The organism is Sphingobacterium spiritivorum, assembly GCF_016725325.1.
GTDB lineage: Bacteria > Bacteroidota > Bacteroidia > Sphingobacteriales > Sphingobacteriaceae > Sphingobacterium.
In genome coordinates this window covers 1657246-1675593 of sequence record NZ_CP068083.1, presented here as the reverse complement: position 1 = coordinate 1675593, position 18348 = coordinate 1657246, and the positions used below count along the sequence as shown (strand labels likewise).

Annotated in this window: 13 protein-coding genes and 1 tRNA gene; 4 read left to right on the top strand and 10 right to left on the bottom strand. The window is 41.3% G+C overall.

The annotated features are described in order from the left end of the window. Positions 1-15 precede the first annotated feature (15 nt). Both I6J02_RS06800 and I6J02_RS06795 read left to right on the top strand, forming a co-directional pair. Entirely contained in the window at positions 16-1059 is a 1044-nt protein-coding gene (locus I6J02_RS06800; RefSeq protein WP_236582334.1) for a DUF3078 domain-containing protein, read from the top strand. Further along, on the top strand, positions 1059-1952 hold the full coding sequence (locus tag I6J02_RS06795) for an N-acetylmuramoyl-L-alanine amidase (RefSeq protein ID WP_201681005.1): 894 nt from the start codon (positions 1059-1061) through the stop codon (positions 1950-1952). Before I6J02_RS06800 ends, I6J02_RS06795 begins: the two co-directional genes overlap by 1 nt. A 121-nt stretch (positions 1953-2073) precedes the next feature. On the opposite strand, the gene I6J02_RS06790 is transcribed toward I6J02_RS06795, so the two are convergent. From I6J02_RS06790 to I6J02_RS06765, 6 genes are all read right to left on the bottom strand, one after another. Next, a complete protein-coding gene (locus I6J02_RS06790; RefSeq protein ID WP_201681004.1) occupies positions 2074-3777 on the bottom strand; it encodes a sodium:solute symporter in 1704 nt (567 codons plus the stop codon). 105 nt (positions 3778-3882) lie between these two features. Next, entirely contained in the window at positions 3883-4086 is a 204-nt protein-coding gene (locus I6J02_RS06785) for a hypothetical protein (protein ID WP_002998565.1), read from the bottom strand. A 7-nt stretch (positions 4087-4093) separates the two neighbouring features. Next, the gene (locus I6J02_RS06780) at positions 4094-6538 is read right to left on the bottom strand and encodes a PIG-L family deacetylase (protein WP_201681003.1); all 2445 of its coding nucleotides are present in this window, start codon (positions 6536-6538) and stop codon (positions 4094-4096) included. Between the two features lie 329 nt (positions 6539-6867). After that, positions 6868-7125 (bottom strand): DUF6952 family protein, encoded by a 258-nt coding sequence (locus I6J02_RS06775; protein WP_002998569.1) that lies wholly within the window; start codon positions 7123-7125, stop codon positions 6868-6870. After that, a complete protein-coding gene (locus I6J02_RS06770; RefSeq protein WP_002998571.1) occupies positions 7106-7420 on the bottom strand; it encodes a thioredoxin family protein in 315 nt (104 codons plus the stop codon). The genes I6J02_RS06775 and I6J02_RS06770 overlap by 20 nt, the downstream gene beginning before the upstream one ends. An 87-nt stretch (positions 7421-7507) precedes the next feature. Continuing rightward, complete coding sequence (locus I6J02_RS06765) at positions 7508-8143, bottom strand: peroxiredoxin (protein ID WP_002998573.1); 636 nt, start codon at positions 8141-8143, stop codon at positions 7508-7510. Between the two features lie 210 nt (positions 8144-8353). Between I6J02_RS06765 and I6J02_RS06760 the strand changes: the two genes are divergently transcribed. Beyond that, a tRNA-Arg gene (locus I6J02_RS06760) sits at positions 8354-8425 on the top strand. Between the two features lie 92 nt (positions 8426-8517). Here the strand turns inward: I6J02_RS06760 and I6J02_RS06755 are convergent. The 4 genes from I6J02_RS06755 to I6J02_RS06740 form a co-directional block, all read right to left on the bottom strand. After that, complete coding sequence (locus tag I6J02_RS06755) at positions 8518-9975, bottom strand: TolC family protein (protein WP_201681002.1); 1458 nt, start codon at positions 9973-9975, stop codon at positions 8518-8520. Then, positions 9947-13138 carry an efflux RND transporter permease subunit gene (locus I6J02_RS06750; RefSeq protein WP_201681001.1) on the bottom strand — a complete coding sequence of 1064 codons (3192 nt, stop codon included), beginning with the start codon at positions 13136-13138 and terminating at the stop codon, positions 9947-9949. Before I6J02_RS06750 ends, I6J02_RS06755 begins: the two co-directional genes overlap by 29 nt. 22 nt (positions 13139-13160) lie before the next feature. Further along, a complete protein-coding gene (locus tag I6J02_RS06745; protein ID WP_003009784.1) occupies positions 13161-14243 on the bottom strand; it encodes an efflux RND transporter periplasmic adaptor subunit in 1083 nt (360 codons plus the stop codon). Between the two features lie 177 nt (positions 14244-14420). Continuing rightward, positions 14421-14810 (bottom strand): hypothetical protein, encoded by a 390-nt coding sequence (locus I6J02_RS06740; RefSeq protein WP_201681000.1) that lies wholly within the window; start codon positions 14808-14810, stop codon positions 14421-14423. A gap of 277 nt (positions 14811-15087) precedes the next feature. Here I6J02_RS06740 and I6J02_RS06735 point away from each other — a divergent pair, with 277 nt between their 5' ends. Next, on the top strand, positions 15088-18258 hold the full coding sequence (locus I6J02_RS06735) for a S41 family peptidase (RefSeq protein WP_201680999.1): 3171 nt from the start codon (positions 15088-15090) through the stop codon (positions 18256-18258). Positions 18259-18348: the final 90 nt, after the last annotated feature.

The window sequence follows — 18348 nt, the reverse complement described above, 5'->3', positions numbered from 1 at the left end:
AACAAAACAGCTATTATGAAAATAAAAAACTACGCTTTTCTTCTATTGATGGGCCTGCTTTTCAAAACAGCCCATGCTCAGGTTGATTTAAAAGATCTTCGGGCAAAACCGGACTCTATTACAAATAATCAGGATAAGCAAAAGTTAAATATAAAACCGATCAATGTTCCTATTCCTAAATTGGCGCTGGAAGTAGATTACTGGAAGCACTGGAGCCGGTTTGGGGTTAACGCTAATCAGGCTTCATTCAGTGATAGCTGGAAAGGTGGAGGGGTCAATTCATTAGCTTTGGGACTAAATGCCTGGCATAAATCCGAATTTAATAAAGATGATTTTAACTTTATTACGGAGGTAGATCTGCGATATGGTAAAGTGAAGAATAAGGATCAAATGGCCAAAAAGAACAATGACCGTATTTTCTGGGACAATAAGCTGTCTTATAAACTATCTAAAAGCTGGTCACTCTTTACTTCCTTGACATTTGAATCCCAATTTGACGTAGGTTATACGTATGAAACAAAAGACGGCGTAGAGCGAATAAAAGAAACTGTTTCTGCATTTATGGCTCCGGGTTATGTTACGGAATCTTTCGGTTTGGAGTATAAGCCTGATAATACGTTTTCTGTACGATTTGGTACAGGTACTGCCCGTCAGACTTTCGTCTTGGACGATCGTATCAAACCCTTGACAATAGAACAATATGCCATCAAGTATCCTGGACAGACAATCACTAAAGACCAGGAGAAGTATGGTGTTAAGGCCGGAAAAACTTTTAAAAATGATCTTGCATTTCAGATAACTGCCAACCTGGATAAGAATCTGTCTAAGAACCTTAATCTGAAGAGTCGTTACAATCTGTTTGCAAATTATGAGAAGATCGGTGATCCCAGTCATCGTTTAGATGTATGGCTGACAGCTAAGATTACACGATTAGTGAATGTTAATTTAAACGGGATAATGCTGTATGACAGCGATGATGTTACTCCTGAAAACCCGAAAGCGAAACTGCAGTTTTCAGAATCTCTGGCTTTAGGTCTTACATTTAATTTGCCGAGGTAATGAAAGCAGGCATACAAGCCGTATTTGGAGTTTTAGTGGTGGTGATAGGATTTTCAGCTTGTAAGACCAATCAATATGCCAAGACAAATAAACAGTACCAGAATCAGGTCAAAGAGATTGCATCTACACTGACTGCTGAGCTTCCGCAACCAAGCGGAGCAAAAGAATCGGCAGACAGCGCTGTTCCGGAAGTAAAGGCCGTAGATAAAGTGGCCGATCTTCAGCAAAAAGGAATGCGTAAGGATCTGGATTGGGTAGGAGCAATTCATTTTGACATCCGTAAACCCAATTATGTAATTATCCATCATACCGCTCAGGACAGCCTCAAACAGACGCTTCGTACATTTACACTGGAGCATACCAAAGTGAGTGCACATTATCTGATCGGTAAGAAAGGTGAGGTTTACCAGTTACTCAATGATTATCTGAGAGGATGGCATGCAGGAGCAAGTAAATGGGGATCTGTTACAGATATGAATTCGGTTTCTTTGGGAATCGAGCTGGATAATAATGGAAGAGAGCCGTTTTCCGAGGTGCAGATCAATGCCTTGCTAACCTTATTGGATACCTTAAAAACAAATTACGATATACCTACAGCCAACTTTATAGGTCATGGAGATATTGCTCCTACCCGTAAAAATGATCCAAGTATATTTTTCCCGTGGAAGAAGCTTGCTGAGCGGGGATTTGGGATCTGGTATGATGAACGTACACTTATGACCCCTCCAGAAAATTTCAACCCTATAGATGCGCTCAAAATAATCGGATACGATACCCGTAACCTATCTGCAGCTATTGTAGCATTCAAACGTAAGTTTATTGTGAATGACCTCAGACCCGAGCTTACCCTATATGATAAAAGTGTATTGTATAACCTGTACCTGAAATACTAAGTTCTTGTTCAAAAAACTTTATCCTGATCAGCAGGTCAATTCAAAGTAGATTAGATTCAGATGTAAAGGACAGGTGTGCATACCGGGGCCTGCAGGCTGTTTGTCATATTAATCAACATTCTCAGCTTACCAGTTTCTCTGTTTTTCGTGGCAGTGTTGCCTGCAGGATAAGTCCTATGATGACAACCAGTGCGCAGCCGATAAGATTGAGCCAAAGGAAAGCAACAACATCCATTTTCCATATGGCTACAATAATGATTTCTGAAATCACTGCTGCCCAGAATACCGCCCTCCCTCCTATTTTTTTCACATAAAAGGCTACAATAAAAATACCTAATATTGTTCCATAGAACAGGGATCCAAGTATATTGACAGCTTCCAATAAGTTGCCGAGCTGACTGGCGTAGAGTGCGATGAGTATGGTAAATATGCCCCAGGCAAATGTAATCACCCTGGATGCATTAAGATAGCCCTGGTCGGAAGCCTCTTTATTCATAAATCGTTTGTAGATATCTACGATAGTCGTTGATGCCAGAGAGTTGATGGCACTGGCCGTTGCTCCCATAGAAGCAAGGAATATAATGGCCACAAGTAATCCGATAAGACCCTTAGGGAATGTGCTGGTTATAAAAGATAGAAATACATAATTGTTATCATTTACTTCCGCTTTACTATCGTTCTTTTTGATCAGCGCTATTACGTTATCCCTGACACCCTGTACCTGTTTATTTGATTGTTCAAGTTTCAGACGGGCATCTTCTATTGCTTTATCATTATTTTTATCCAGTGCTGTTGTCAACTCATTGATGACGGCCTGTTTTTCAGTATACAGTTGTACATGCTGCTTTTCAAGCGACTGGTATTCCTCATTATAGCTACTTCCCTGAAGCTTCTGAATCTCTTGCTGGTTGAAAAATACAGGAGGGGTATGATACTGATAGTAAGCAAATACAAGTACGCCGATCAATAGAATGGCAAATTGCATCGGAACTTTCAGTAATCCGTTCATCAAAAGTCCCAACCGGCTATCCCGGATAGAGGAGCTGGTGAGATAACGCCCTACCTGACTTTGGTCTGTCCCGAAATAAGACAGCTGAAGAAAGAAACCTCCGATCAGACCTGTCCATACCGTATATTGATTATTGGGGTCAAAAGTAAAATCAATGGCATTTGTTTTTCCGGATTTTCCGGCAATATGAAGCGCTTTACTAAAGCCGATATCTTCCGGTAATAAATGCACAACCATAAAACCTGCGACCAGAAGTCCGCCAAAGATGATACTCATTTGCAGGGCCTGCGTATACGAGACAGCTTTTGTTCCTCCATATACCGTATAAAGTACGACCAGACTACCAATAAACAGTGTCGTATAGGTAACATCTACATGAAGAATGGTCGATAGAATAATAGAAGGTGCAAAGATGGTAATGCCGGTAGATATACCGCGTTGTATCAAAAACAGAATGGCTGTAAGTGCCCGTGTTTTGATGTCGAATCTTTTCTCCAGAAATTCATATGCAGTGAATACACGCAAACGGTGAAAGATTGGGACAAAGGTAATACAGAGCACAATCATGGCCAGCGGGAGTCCAAAGTAGAACTGTACAAAGCTCATTCCGGAGGAGTAAGCTAAACCCGGAGCTGATAGAAAAGTGATTGCACTGGCTTGAGTAGCCATTACAGATAGCCCTACATTATACCAGGGCATAGAGCGGTTGCCTAACAGGTAGCCGTCTATATTGCGGATGCCTCTGCTCTTGTATATGCCGTAGCAGATAATGAGCAGAAGAGTAAGAAAGAGTACGGTCCAGTCGATCGCACTCATGAGAAATACAGTGTAAATCCGTAAAGAAACAGAATAAAAAGCGCTAGCCAGAGAACAACTAAAATATAAAACTGCCTCCAGCTACGCACAAAAGGGGGTAAACCCCTATCTGTCATGTGGTTTTCCTTTTAGAAGAAAACTAATAAAAATGACTGCAAAAATAAAGCCTCCGATTGCTCCACCGATCGCACCCAGGATAGATAGATTCCAGGCAAGAACAGTCAGTGCGCCAAAAATTACCCCAATTAGAATAATCAATCCAGGAACATTCAATGCCGTTTCTTCTGTATTTTCGATGTGGTTTTCCATTTTTAATTTATTGTGATTGTTTTGATAGCAAATTTACAAATAATCTGTAAGCTCCCGGTACTCCGGCAGGCAATTGTCTAAAAAAAGACAAGGATGTATACACAAATTTACCTTTTCCTTCATTAACAACCAAAAGAGATCCGTTATTCGGAGATTCATTTTTATCATTCATCAGCAGTGGAGTAGCATATTTGCGGTCTATCTGCGAGGCGAAGTATAATCCCCGTTCCTGAATCCATCCGTCGAAGTCTGCAGCTGTGATTTTATTCGGAGTTTGTAAAACCGGACTTTCCTTGTCAAATTGTACAGTTGCATTTTCATCAGTCACACGGTCACGCGAGATCTGAAACGGGTAAGGGCCAAAGGTGTTGGATTTCAGGCCATTATTTACATTGTATTGCTCTACCAGCGTTCCTCCCGATCTTACATATTTTAAAAGATGCGGCATCAGGGCAGACATTCTGCTATTTACATTGAAAGCTCTTATACCAACAATTATGGCATCATAGTCCTGCAACTGATCATTTATAATCTCGGATTCCCGTAAATTGGTAACCGTAATACCAATATCTTTAAGACTGGAAGCAACGAGATCTCCTGCTCCTTCAATATAGCCGATTTTTTTCTGAGGAATATTAATATCCAGACCCGTAAGACGGACTTTTGCGGGCGGAAACCAGGTGATTTTCGGAATATGTTCGTATGCAATGGAATGATAAGAAAGAGCAGCCGTATTTCCTATGTTGATCTGTAAAGAATCTAAACGGATATCTTTTGACAAAGGTGTCAATATTATCTTTTGTGAAATTTCAGTCTCCTTATTTTTAAAATCCAGGGATAGTTTTTGCGGAGATACAGTCCAGTTCTTTGGCACATCGAAAGATACTTCTGCTGTCTGAGGTTGATCTGAATGTGCCTGAAATAAGATTTCTACCGTTTTCGGTTCGCCGAGGCGTGCGACAACAGCACTGCTCAGTATATTAGCCGTTACAGCAGGACTAATGATTAACGGCTCATATACCTCTCCTCTCACAGGATGTGTGTATTTAAATAATACCGGACGATCAAATGTGATAGACACACCGTTTATTTTGAGGGTAAAAGTATTGTGCAGGGCATCGGGATTTTCAGGATTGCCAACAAGTGTTAAATCATCCACATTGAATTTTCCCAGCGTACCTTCCTTTTCAAGCCAGTAAGGTTGTGAAACAGGTGTGGCTGTTTGGTTATTTTTTTCGGTTAAGATGCTGTTATAACTAAGCGATTTATTAACAGGTGTATTGTTTATTGCCGAGAGCTCGACTTTAACGTCCGGTCTTCTGACGATAGCATCGTTAGCGACAGAAACGGTTGTACCTAAAACAAATTTTGACTGATCCGCATAACTTTCTATCCATATGCCAGCACAGTCCAGTATCAGTTCTTTTATTTCTTTGGTCTTTTGTGTTTTCCAGTGCGTATCATCTACTTTTTGGACCAGCTGTAAGAGTTCGATCAGTCCGGTGACAGAAGCTTCGGGATGACTAATATTAAAGTTCTGATTAAGCTGCGTAATTTTTTGTTGTATAGCCGGATTGTCTGTTACTCTTTTCCAGGAAGTTTCCACACCATCCATTAAGTCTGTTTTAGGAGCGTCGCCTCCCAGCAGCTCAAAGTATTCTCTGGCATTTCCTCTTTGTCTGGAAGCGCCAAATCCCTGGCTTTTGTGTGAAGAGCGGCTCTCGGAAGCAATCTCTCCATAAGACTTACCTATAAGGGGATTATAATCACCGATCTCAAGATTGAACTGATTCGCTGCTGTTGTATTTACATTGCCAAAATTAAAGGTATTCCAGAGCAATCTCCTGGCTGTCCATGGTTTTACATATTTCAGCTGTTCGGGATATACCTTGGGATCTCCGGCAATTTTAAACGCCTCGATAGCCAGTATAGCTGATGCCTGATGGTGTCCGTGTCCTCCTCTTTCATCTGGCGGAAAACGGGTGATAATAACATCCGGCTGAAACTTTCGGATAATCCACACGGCTTCTTTCAGAACTTCATCTTTCTCCCAAAAATCAAAGGTCTCTGCATAGGTCTTCGAAAAACCAAAATCATACGCAGTGCTGAAAAACTGCTCTCCCTTATCAATGGATCTGGCTTTTAGCAGTTCCTGCGTACGGATAAGTCCCAGCTCTTTTCCAATTTCCGTACCGATTAGGTTCTGTCCTCCATCGCCCCGGGTAAGGGACAGATATGCTGTTCTGTATTTTTTTTCCTGTGCCAGCCAGGCAATAAGTCTGGTGTTTTCATCATCCGGATGCGCCGCAAAATAGAGTACAGAGCCAAGGGAGTTTAGTTTTTCAAGTTTGAGCTTGATTTCGGATGATGGTGTCGGGAGTGAAGGTTGAGCGTATAATAGATATGTGTTTGCGATCATGCAAAGAGCAATAGCGATATTCCGTATAATCATAGGAATAAAGATAAATAATTTTGTAACGCCGAGTAGCAGAAAAGTAAAAGGGATCTGTAATTTTACAGATCCCTTTTAACAACAATTAAAAAATCTTTTTTTGACCTAAAGCTGCAATTAGCGACGAATAATTGAGTTTTAAACAGGTTTCCGTTGTTTGCAACTTTAAGTATTGTAACCTTTATTATAGTAAATGTAGTGTTTTTTATTTCTATTGACAGAACACCTGTAAAAATAAATTTTCCACAAAAAAGAAGTTATGCACATGTGTTGTTGTAAAAGTGCTTCTTCACTATCATCTACTTACTTTTAGATCAATGCTTAGCGGATTATTTATCTATAGAGCCCAAAACTCTTTTCATAAACACATTTAGTGCTTCTTTTTTAGGAGTTCCTTCTTTTATCAATTTATCGACCTCAACAGCTCCATACATATTGGAGATCAATTCACCGATAACATCCAGTTCTTCATCTTTTAAAGAAGGAACTTCCGTTAATGCTTCCAGCGTTTCTATAGTCTCCAGCACGTAGTCCACATCATTTTGCTCGATAAACTCTGTTAAATGCTTAATTACTGGTAGTTTCATTGAATAAGTCTATTAATCCTTCGAATTTATTAGTTTGAACCTGATTGATCAGCTTGCCGTTTTTGAATGCAGCAAAAGTTGGAAGATTATTTACGTTCGCTAACTTTCTTGATTCCGGGAACTTCTCTGCATCAACGATAATAAATGAAACATTTTCATTCTCACCGGCTAATTTTTTGAATTTTGGTTTCATGATACGGCAGTTTCCACACCATGAAGCTGAGTATTGTACCATTACAATATCATTATTGTCCACAATTTCTTGTAGCGTATCGTTTTCTAATTCCTGTAACATGATTTTTTTATTTAAGCGGTTAAATAACAGGGGAAATACAGATACTTCCCCTGTTTTTTTGTTTGTCTTTGCTAAAGCTAGCCAGACTTAGTTAAGGTTTGACAAGTATTCAGCTACACCTGTACGAGTTGCGTGCATAGCTTCTTTACCTTCTTCCCAGTTTGCCGGGCATACTTCACCGTGTTGTTGTACGTGTGTGTACGCATCGATCAAACGGATATATTCTTTAACGTTACGGCCTAAAGGCATGTCGTTTACTGACTCGTGGAATACTTTACCTGTTTCGTCGATCAGGTAAGTTGCACGGTAAGATACTGCAGATCCTTCAGCAAGAGTACCGTATTCAGGGTGCTCCACTTCTTTGATTTCCAGAATACCCAGGATACTGGATAAGTTACGGTTTGTATCAGCCAGGATAGGGTAAGTAACGCCTTCGATACCACCATTATCTTTTGCTGTATTTAACCAAGCAAAATGTACTTCGTTAGAATCACATGAAGCACCGATTACGATAGTGTTACGTTTTTCAAATTCTGGTAAAGCATCCTGAAAAGCATGAAGTTCAGTAGGACATACGAAAGTGAAATCTTTCGGATACCAGAACAATAATACTTTTTTACCTTCCTGAGTTGCTTTTTCAAAAATGTTGATACTTAAATTGTCACCTAATGAATCGATTGCATCTACTGCAATACTTGGGAAATTTTTACCTGTAAAGCTCATGATTATATATTGTTTTTTAATTTTTTCTATGCTACAAAGATACGACTTATTCCATCACGAAAGTATTGCAATTGTCAATAAGCAATTGTTGAAATCTATATCTTTATTATAGTTGTATAGGTTTTTACTATTCTTATTTCTTTATAAATTATGCGCAGACATTGTTTAGAAAGAAGAGAAATATTACATTTGCTTCGCTCAAGATCTAATGGCCCTGTAGTTCAACGGATAGAATAGAAGTTTCCTAAACTTTAGATAGCAGTTCGATTCTGCTTGGGGCTACTAAACAGGACAAAAGATTATAATCCCTTGTCATCGAAGCATAAAAACACCGGTCTCATTAACGAGACCGGCGTTTTTATGTTAGAGAGGTCTTATTTCCAGCCCCCGCCAAGGCCTTTATAGATATCGACAACCGTACTTAGTTGTTTTTGCTTTGCTTCTATAAGTTCCAGTTTGGCATCCAGAGCATCCCGTTGATTCAGGAGTACTTCCAGATAATCTGCTCTTGAATTTTTGAATAACTGATTGGCGATCTCAATAGATTCGTCCAAAGCCTGCGTTTCCTGTGATTTCATTTTATAGTACTGATCTATATTTTTCACTTTGGACATCAGGTTTGCAATATCCAGATAGGCATTCAGTATCGTTTTGTCGTATTCGTATAATGCCTGCAGCTGTCTGGCATCTGCTGTCTGGAAATTGGCTTTTATGGCACTTTTGTTGATCAGCGGACCAGCGAGTTCACCTGCCAGACCAAAGGCTATTGACTCCGGCATTTTCACCAGATAAGAAGGTTTAAATGCTTCGAGTCCCAGCGCAGCGGAAATTTCCAGTGACGGATAAAATTCTTTGCGGGCAGCTTCTACATCCAGTTTTGCTGCTTTTAATTCCAATTCAGCTTCTTTAATATCCGGGCGATTCGCCAGCAATTGTGACGGGATCCCTGTATACACTGGTTGTGCTATTGTCGACATAAAGCTCTCTTTTGTGCGGACTACAGGCTGCGGATAGCGTCCCAGCAAAGCGTTGATCTGATTCTCTTTTTCGGTTATTTCCTGATGAATCGTATAGGCCGTAGCTTTGGACTTGGATAGTTCTGCTTCAAATTTTTTAACTGCTAATTCTGTTGTTGCCGCAGCTTCTTTCTGAATTTTGGAGATCTCCAAAGCTCTTTCCTGCAATTTGATATATTGTTGTACAATATCCAGCTGATTGTCCAGCGCCAGCAATTCATAGTAATTGTCCGCCACTTCTTCAATCAGGTTGGAGAGCACAAAGTTTTTACCTTCTACAGTGGCCAGATAGTGAGCAATAGCAGCTTGCTTTTCTGTCCGTAGCTTTTTCCAGATATCCACTTCCCAGTTGGCGACTAACCCACCTTCAAAATTTCCGAGGGGATCCGGCATTTCTTTTCCAGGTTCTATCTCTGTAGTCGCATCTCCGGCTCCTTCACTGGTATAGCGGCCGGCTTTGCTTACTCCTGCGCCGAGTTTTGCAGCAACAGTCGGGCTTAATTTACCGTTTTTGTAAAGTACACCACTTTTTGCTATCTCGATTTCCTGAAGAGTAATCAGCAGCTCCTGATTATTTTTTAAAGCAGTCTCAATAAGTGCGACAAGGTTCGGATCCGTGAAAAATTGTCTCCACGGCGTTGTACCACTGTTCTGTACGGTATCCTGCTGTTCACCACTTTGAAAATTCAGAGGGATATTTTCTTTTACCTCATCTTTTACAATGGTCGCCTTCGGGGCTTTACATCCTGCCAGCATCAGTGCGAAAGCAATCGCTGTGATAATGCTCTTAGTCTTCGAATTTTCCATCATGTTCATAAGGTTCAGTTTTTTCTGTTAATGGATTTTCTTCTTCATATTTTGCCAGTCGTGATCTTTCCGCTATTGTTCCGAAGATGTAGTATAATCCCGGAATAATCAGCAGTCCGAAGATGGTTCCGATAAACATTCCTCCTGCCGCCGCAGTACCGATGGTACGGTTTCCTAAAGCTCCCGGACCTGTCGCCATCACTAACGGGATCAGACCGGCAATAAATGCAAATGAGGTCATCAGGATAGGACGGAATCGGATTGTCGCTCCTTCTATAGCTGCTTTTACCACCGATATTCCTTCTTCCGCCTTTTTCTGTACGGCAAATTCAACAATCAGTACGGCATTCTTGCCTAGCAGACCGATCAGCATAACCATAGCTACCTGTGCATAGATATTATTTTCAAGGCCTAATAATTTTAAGCATAAAAAGGCTCCGAATATACCTGTTGGTAAAGAGAGGATAACAGGAAGCGGAAGGATAAAGCTTTCATACTGAGCTGACAGGATCAGATACACAAATCCCAGACAGATCAGGAAAATATAAATCGCTTCATTTCCACGGCTTACCTCATCTTTGGAGATACCGGCCCAATCGATACCAAATCCTCTTGGAAGCTTGCTGTTTGCGACCTCCTGAATAGCCTTAATGGCCTGCCCGCTACTGTAGCCAGGAGCCGGAGATCCGCTCACCTCTGCAGAGTTATACATATTATGTCTGGTGATCTCAGACAGACCATATACTTTTTCCAGATGCATAAAATCAGAATAGGGAACCATCTGATCCTTATCATTTTTTACATACAGTTTCAATAAATCTGTCGGTAAAGCCCGGTATTGCGGTCCAGCCTGTACGATCACTTTATAAGGTCGGTCAAAGCGAATGAAACTGGTTTCATAGTTGGAACCTATCAGTGTAGACAGGTTGTCCATAGCTTTTTCTATGGTTACACCTTTTTGTTCAGCCAGATCGTTATCTATTTTCAGCATATACTGCGGAAAACTGGCAGAGTAAAATGTAAAGGCAGAACCCAGTTCAGGACGTTTTTTCAGTTCCTTCACAAAATCATTGCTTACCTGTTCCATTTTTTGATAGTCTCCGCTTCCTGCTTTATCCAGCAGACGAAGTTCAAAACCTCCGGCAGCCCCGTAGCCTGGAATGGATGGTGGCTGAAAGAACTCTATGTTTGCACCCGGGATATTTTTGGCCTTTTCTTCCAGTTTTTCAATGATTTCTGCGGCAGATTCCTTCCGTTCTTCCCAACTTTTGAGATTGATAAGACAGGTTCCGGAGTTGGATCCCGTACCTTCTGTCAGGATTTCATATCCTGCCAGCGATGATACGGATTGTACGCCATCGATATCTTCTGATTCTCTTAACAGTTCTTTTGCAATCTGGTTGGTCCTTTCCAGTGTTGATCCCGGTGGCGTCTGAATAATAGCATAGATCATTCCCTGATCTTCTCCCGGTATAAATCCGGAAGGGAGAGAATTACTTAAAAAGAAGGTACAGATACAGAAGGCCAGTAACAAAGGAAGAGTAAAAGCTTTCTTAGTAACCGTTTTATTCAACAGCTTCTCATATCTTCCGGCACCTTTGGTAAACATATTGTTGAAGCTGTCCAGAAATTTGCTGATCCATGTTTTCTTTTTCGGTTTTCCATGATTGTTTTTAAGGATCAGTGCACATAAAGCCGGAGTTAATGTCAGGGCTGCAACTCCTGAGAGCATAATGGAAGACACCATTGTGATGGAAAACTGCCGGTAGAATACACCAACAGGACCGGACATAAAGGCTACCGGAATAAATACAGAAGCCATGACCAATGTAATGGCTATAATGGCACCGCTGATCTCATGCATGGCTTCTTCTGTCGCTTTGAGCGGAGACAGATTCTTCTCCTCCATCTTGGCGTGCACGGCCTCGATGACTACGATCGCATCATCGACTACCACTCCTATGGCCATCACCAGTGCAAAAAGCGAAATCATATTTAAGGTAATACCGAACGCCGACATGATAGCAAATGTACCTACCAGTGACACCGGTACAGCAAGTGCCGGAATCAGCGTAGAGCGCCAGTCCCCAAGAAACAGAAACACCACAATCGCCACCAGTATGAAAGCCTCAAACAGGGTATGAACTACTTTTTCGATAGAGGCATCCAAAAACCGGGATACATCATAACTGATATCATAGTGCATACCTTTTGGAAAGTTGTTCTTTTGAAGATCCGTCATCAGTTCTTTTACATTTTTGATAACGTCGCTGGCATTGGATCCGTAGGATTGCTTTACGGTGATTGCAGCTGAAGGCTTGCCGTTCAGGGTGGAATAAATATCGTACATAGATGAACCAAACTCTACATCGGCCACATCTTTCAAGCGTACAAATTCACCTCCGGATTTGGCTTTTAGGATAATGTTTCCATAGTCTGTTTCATTATTGAAGCGACCCGGATATTTCAGAATGTACTCGAAAGATTGGGAACGTTTACCGGAACTCTCTCCTGTTTTTCCGGGAGAAGCCTCCAGACTCTGTTGGTTTAGGGCTTCCATGACCTCATCGGAAGAGATGTTATAGGCCGTCAACCGATCTGGCTTCAGCCAGATGCGCATAGCGTATTCACGTGTACCCAGTATATCTGCAAAGCCCACACCACTTACCCGTCTCAATTCGGACATCACGTTGATATCCGCATAGTTGAAGAGAAACTTCTGGTCGGCTTTAGGGTCATCACTGTACAAGTTGATGTACATCAGCATGTTGGGTTCTTCACGTGTGATTTTTACCCCTTCACGGACAACCAAGGGAGGCAGTTTATTGACTACAGAAGATACACGGTTCTGTACATTCACGGCTGCAACATTCGGATCTGTACCCAGATCGAATACAACCTGTATAGATGCTTCGCCGTCATTACCGGCATCTGAAGTCATATATTTCATGCCCGGTACACCGTTCAGACCTCTTTCTAACGGAATAACTACCGATTTAATCAATAGTTCGTTGTTCGCTCCGGGATACGAGGCGGTAATATTTACCTTGGGCGGAGAGATGGACGGAAACTGTGTCACCGGAAGTTTGGCCAGTGAAAGTATTCCTAAAAATAGTATAATCAGTGAGATTACTATAGACAGAACGGGTCTGCGAATAAATTTCTTAAACATAATATTTCATTTTAAGCCAGCCTTACTCTGCTTTTAATTTCAACGATTGCATCACTTTTTCCGGCTCCTGAAACTTCGTTTGTACCTTTTGATCATCTTTTACTTTCTGTACTCCCTCCAGTAAGAAGCGGTCCCCGTCTGCAAGACCCGAACTGATCACATAGAGATCCGGAATCTCATAGGCGATTTTAATGTTTCTGGATTTCGCTATTCCGTTTTTATCTATTACAAAGACATATTTTTGATCCTGAATCTCGTAAGTTGCTTTTTGCGGGATAATCATTGCATTTTTCAGCGGCAGTACCATTTGTATTTTTCCGGTTTCACCGTTTCGCAACAGTTTATCAGGGTTTGCAAATTTCGCACGGAAAGCAATATTTCCTGTTTCATTGTCAAACTCACCTTCGATAGTCTGTATTTGTCCTTTTTTAGGAAAAGCCTCCCCGTTAGCCATAATCAAGGTTACCTCCTTACTTCCTCTGTCATTGATATGTGTCTGATAGTTTAGATACTCAGGCTCTGAGACGTTGAAGTAACTGTACATTTCTGTGTTATTTGAAAGGGATGTCATCAGATCACCTTCATCAACAAGACTTCCCTGTTTCAGCGGAATACGGTTGATTATACCCGAAAACGGAGCTTTGATATCTGTAAATGATAAGTGAATCTGTGCCAGCTTCATTTCGGCATTGGCAGCATCCAGTTTGGCTTTAGCCATAGCTTTTTCATTTTTAGAAACAATGTTATTGGAAGCCAGTGTGCTGGCATTTTCCAGCTCTATTGTTGCCTGTTCTACTTCCGCTTTTGCTTTCAGCAATTCTGCCTGATACAGTTGCGGCATGATACGGAATAGTGTCTGGCCTGCACTTACATACTGACCTTCATCTACAAAGATCTTTTCCAGAAAGCCTTTTTCCTGAGCGCGGATTTCGATGTTTTGTACAGAGCGGATCTGTGAAACATACTCCTTCGTGAAAGAGGTGTCTACTCTTAACGGACTGGTAACGGTGTACTCTGCTACTTCTTCTTTTTTTTCTTTTTTAGCAGTACAGCTTGTTTGGTATAATAATGCAAACAAGCTCATGAACATGATAATTCTCTTCATGATATGAATTAATATAGGACAAATGGAAATTGGAGAAACCGAAGATTTCTTTAGGGACTATGGAAACATCACAACGTTGCCGGATACAAACAGTCTAACAGCCATGAAAATCAAGCATATGCCATTAGCCTTCGATAAGCGTATCGCAGACTGTAAATATGATGTAAGGAAAGGTTATCAGATTCTTAATACCCGCTGGAGGATATATTTGTAAGAAGGGGTATACAGGTGAAAATAAAAAGGAAGACGGTCCTTATGTCTGTATTGAATAAAAGGCAAAAGCAATCCGTATGACAGAGCAATAATCTGTTTGGATAGCTGCACGTCTTTTCGTCCGAAAACAAAATCAGTATCTTCATTTTCTACGCTGAAAATACTTTTTTCCTCCTCATCCAGCAGACTGTTTTTCACGACGAGCGCGTCGTGGTGTATATGACAGGTCTGTTTGGTTTGCTGCATTTGATTTCCATGAATACCGTACACCTGCTGTGCAGTATGTGCATAAGCATGGTGGTGTCCCCATATCAGGAGAAAACAAATATTCAATATGAAAATTACAGCTCTCATTTTCAAAGGCCAAAAATAGCAAAAGTTTAATCTCCTCAAAGCGAAACCGGTGCCGTGATATGTGAAATAATCGTTAAATTTTATTTTGAATGCATTTTTGAACGATAAATTACATGGTTTTTACATTTAATGTTGTCAGAATGTAGACTATTAGCTACTTTCAGCTCAAATATTGCAGCACATAAAATCAGATCGGGATAATTTTTATGCTATCTATAGTCAAACAAGTAATTGGATTATCTCTCTTGTATGCTGCAAATTATAACCTACTATTTTTATGATCAAACATTTTCTTTGTTCACTGGGAATTTCTCTGAGCAGTCTGCTTAGTGTACATGCACAGTCCCAGGCATCCTTCTTCTCGTATCCCACACTGAGTCCGGACGGACAAACAATTGTATTCAGTTACGACGGCGATCTGTGGAAAGTCTCCGCCGACGGAGGTCTGGCGCTACGGCTCACCGCTATGTCGGGAACGGAGATCGCTCCCCGGATTTCTCCTGATGGCAAATGGCTTGCCTTCTCTTCGAACCAGAATGGCAATTTGGATGTATATATCATGCCACTGGAAGGTGGTGATATCCGGCAGTTGACCTACCACGATGCCGGTGACGAAGTAGACAGCTGGAGTTGGGATAGCAAGAGTATATACTTTACTTCTGCCAGATACAACAGATTCAGCAGCTATAAGGTTGCTGTAAACGGGGGAACTGCGGAAAGGATGTTTCCGCATTATTTCAATACCATTCATAATGTGGTAGAAACTCCTTCCGGGGAACTGCTGTTCAATGATTCCTGGGAAAGTAATTTTGCGGCTAACCGCAAGCGCTATAAAGGAGCCTTCAATCCGGACATTCTTTCTTATTCTCCAAAGCAAAAACAATTCAAACAGTATACTGATTATGCGGGGAAAGATTTCTGGCCAAGTGTGGATCAAAAAGGAACGATTTACTTTGCATCGGATGAAGTAAACGGGGAATACAATCTGTATAGCTTTGTGAATGGACAGAAAACAGGGCTGACCAAATTTTCAACATCTATTAAGCGTCCTTCGGTTTCAGCAAACGGGTCAAAGATCGTTTTCGAGAAGGATTATCAGTTATTTTTATATGATGTTGCCACAAAGAAAACGATCCAGCCTAAGATAGCAATCAGCCGCAATCTGGTATTGAATAAGCAACAGGAGTTTGATGTCAAAGATAATATCAGCAATGTAGACGTTTCTCCTGATGGTAAAAAAATGGCTTTTGTCTCCCGCGGAGAATTGTTTGTGAGCGATATTGAAGGTAAGTTTGTACGGCAGATGCCTGGTCAGGGCGAACGTATTGTAGAAGTCAAATGGCTCAAAGACAATAAAACCTTACTCTTTAATCAGACTTACCAGGGATATCTCAACTGGTTTACGATAGCTGCAGACGGCAGGGAGCAGGCAAAACAATTGACAAAAGATCTTCGTAACAACAGGATTATCGAATTTAATAAAGACCGTACTCTTGGTGTTTATCTGAGTGGTCGGGATGAGGTACGTACATTAGACCTCCATACACTGAAAAGTAATACGGTCGTAAAAGATGAAATCTGGGCATTTCAAAATTCATCTCCATCTTTTTCGCCCGACGGCAACTATATCCTGTTTACAGCATACCGCAATTTTGAACAAGATATTATGCTGCATAACCTGAAGACGAACAGTACAATCAACCTTACCAATACAGGAGTATCCGAGCTTACTCCTACCTGGTCTCCGGATGGAAAGTATATTTATTTTGCAAGTAACCGGACAAAACCTTCCTACCCGACCGGAGTACAAAATGCCAGCATATACCGAATGGCACTGGAAAACTTTGATGAAGACTACCGTATCAGTAAGTTTGACGAACTCTTTAAAGAGACAGAGAAAGTAAAAAAAGATACGACAGCACAAAAGAAAACACCTGCAGATAAAGATAAAAAAGAACCTGTGAAAACGGCTTCTGCTGACAAGCCGGTGGTGACTATAGATACGAAGGGTTTACTGGATCGTATAACACTGGTCAGTCCGGCTTTCGGAACACAACTGGATCCTGTTGTATTTCAAAAAGGAGATAAAACCTATGTGTTCTATTCATCCAATCATGGAGAAGGACGGGGTGCATTATATCGTACTGTGATTGAACCTTTCACACCCAATAAAACTGAAAAGGTAGCTGATGGAGGCATCGGCGCTTTATTCGAAACCGGTGGCAAATATTATGCATTGAGCAAAGGAGCCATTCAGAAATATAATATAGAAGCAAATAAATTTGATAAAGTAGATATTTCATTGAAATTTCAGCGTAATCTGGAGAAAGAATTTTCGCAGATGTTTTATGAGACCTGGGCTGGCATAGAGGAAAACTTCTATGACGGAACTTTTCATGGAATAGACTGGTCAGCTGTGAAGAAGCAGTACGAAGCTTATCTGCCCAATATCAATAACAGAGCCGATCTGCGCATATTACTCAATGATATGCTAGGCGAGCTGAATGCTTCCCACTTGGGGTTCAATTCTTCAGGTCCTGAAGAACGCAAAAGCTTTACTGCTGTCACAAACGAGATTGGTGTGGTATATGATGCAAAGGATCCCTGGAAAGTATCACAGATCATTGTCAACAGTCCTGCATCCCGCAAAGGTGTAGACATTAAAGAGGGAGATATCCTGCTGGCAGTTAACGGGCAGAGCATAGATAAAACCAGAGACCGGGATTCCTATTTCACGTTACCTTCCTTAGCTGAAGAAATGGCATTGACATTCAGCCGTCAGGGCAAAGAAATCAACGTCAATATACGTCCGCAGCCGGCAAATGCACAACGGGAGCAGCTCTATGACGAATGGATCAAAGCAAACAGAGCTAAGGTTGACGGAATGAGCAACAACCGGATCGCCTATTCTCATATGAAAAATATGGGCGGTGAAGAGTTAAACCGTTTTTTACTGGATATGGCCGAACAGGAAAACAATAAAGATGCGATTATTCTGGATCTGCGCTACAATACCGGGGGTAATGTGCACGATGAAGTTCTGCGTTTCCTGTCCCAGCGTCCATATCTGCAATGGCAATACCGGGACGGTAAGCGGGCTCCTCAAAGTAATTTTGCTCCTGCCGCCAAACCGATTGTGTTGCTGATCAATGAGCAATCACTCAGTGATGCAGAGATGACTGCAGCGGGATTCAAGGCGCTGAAGCTGGGTAAGATTATCGGAACCGAAACTTACCGCTGGATTATCTTCACCTCTGCGAAGGGATTAGTGGACGGATCCATGTACAGAGTACCGGCCTGGGGATGTTATACCTTAGATGGTCAGGATCTGGAGTTGACAGGGGTGTCTCCGGATATCTATATCAAGAATACATTTGTGGACCGTTTAGAAGGAAAGGATCCGCAGCTGGAAAAAGCAATTCAGGAAATCCTGAAAGATTTAAAATAAATCAAAAAGCCGGTATTTCAGAAGTGAATACCGGCTTTTTAATCGCCTTTTGTTAAAGTCGTAAGAACATAAACTTTATACTACCCAATA

Bases quoted from the DNA above. Each gene is read 5' to 3' on its own strand.
- I6J02_RS06800 (WP_236582334.1), top strand. From the start codon at position 16: ATGAAAATAAAAAACTACGCTTTTCTTCTATTGATGGGCCTGCTTTTC.
- I6J02_RS06795 (WP_201681005.1), top strand. From the start codon at position 1,059: ATGAAAGCAGGCATACAAGCCGTATTTGGAGTTTTAGTGGTGGTGATA.
- I6J02_RS06790 (WP_201681004.1), bottom strand. From the start codon at position 3,777: ATGAGTGCGATCGACTGGACCGTACTCTTTCTTACTCTTCTGCTCATT.
- I6J02_RS06785 (WP_002998565.1), bottom strand. From the start codon at position 4,086: ATGGAAAACCACATCGAAAATACAGAAGAAACGGCATTGAATGTTCCT.
- I6J02_RS06780 (WP_201681003.1), bottom strand. From the start codon at position 6,538: ATGATTATACGGAATATCGCTATTGCTCTTTGCATGATCGCAAACACA.
- I6J02_RS06775 (WP_002998569.1), bottom strand. From the start codon at position 7,125: ATGAAACTACCAGTAATTAAGCATTTAACAGAGTTTATCGAGCAAAAT.
- I6J02_RS06770 (WP_002998571.1), bottom strand. From the start codon at position 7,420: ATGTTACAGGAATTAGAAAACGATACGCTACAAGAAATTGTGGACAAT.
- I6J02_RS06765 (WP_002998573.1), bottom strand. From the start codon at position 8,143: ATGAGCTTTACAGGTAAAAATTTCCCAAGTATTGCAGTAGATGCAATC.
- I6J02_RS06755 (WP_201681002.1), bottom strand. From the start codon at position 9,975: ATGAACATGATGGAAAATTCGAAGACTAAGAGCATTATCACAGCGATT.
- I6J02_RS06750 (WP_201681001.1), bottom strand. From the start codon at position 13,138: ATGTTTAAGAAATTTATTCGCAGACCCGTTCTGTCTATAGTAATCTCA.
- I6J02_RS06745 (WP_003009784.1), bottom strand. From the start codon at position 14,243: ATGAAGAGAATTATCATGTTCATGAGCTTGTTTGCATTATTATACCAA.
- I6J02_RS06740 (WP_201681000.1), bottom strand. From the start codon at position 14,810: ATGAGAGCTGTAATTTTCATATTGAATATTTGTTTTCTCCTGATATGG.
- I6J02_RS06735 (WP_201680999.1), top strand. From the start codon at position 15,088: ATGATCAAACATTTTCTTTGTTCACTGGGAATTTCTCTGAGCAGTCTG.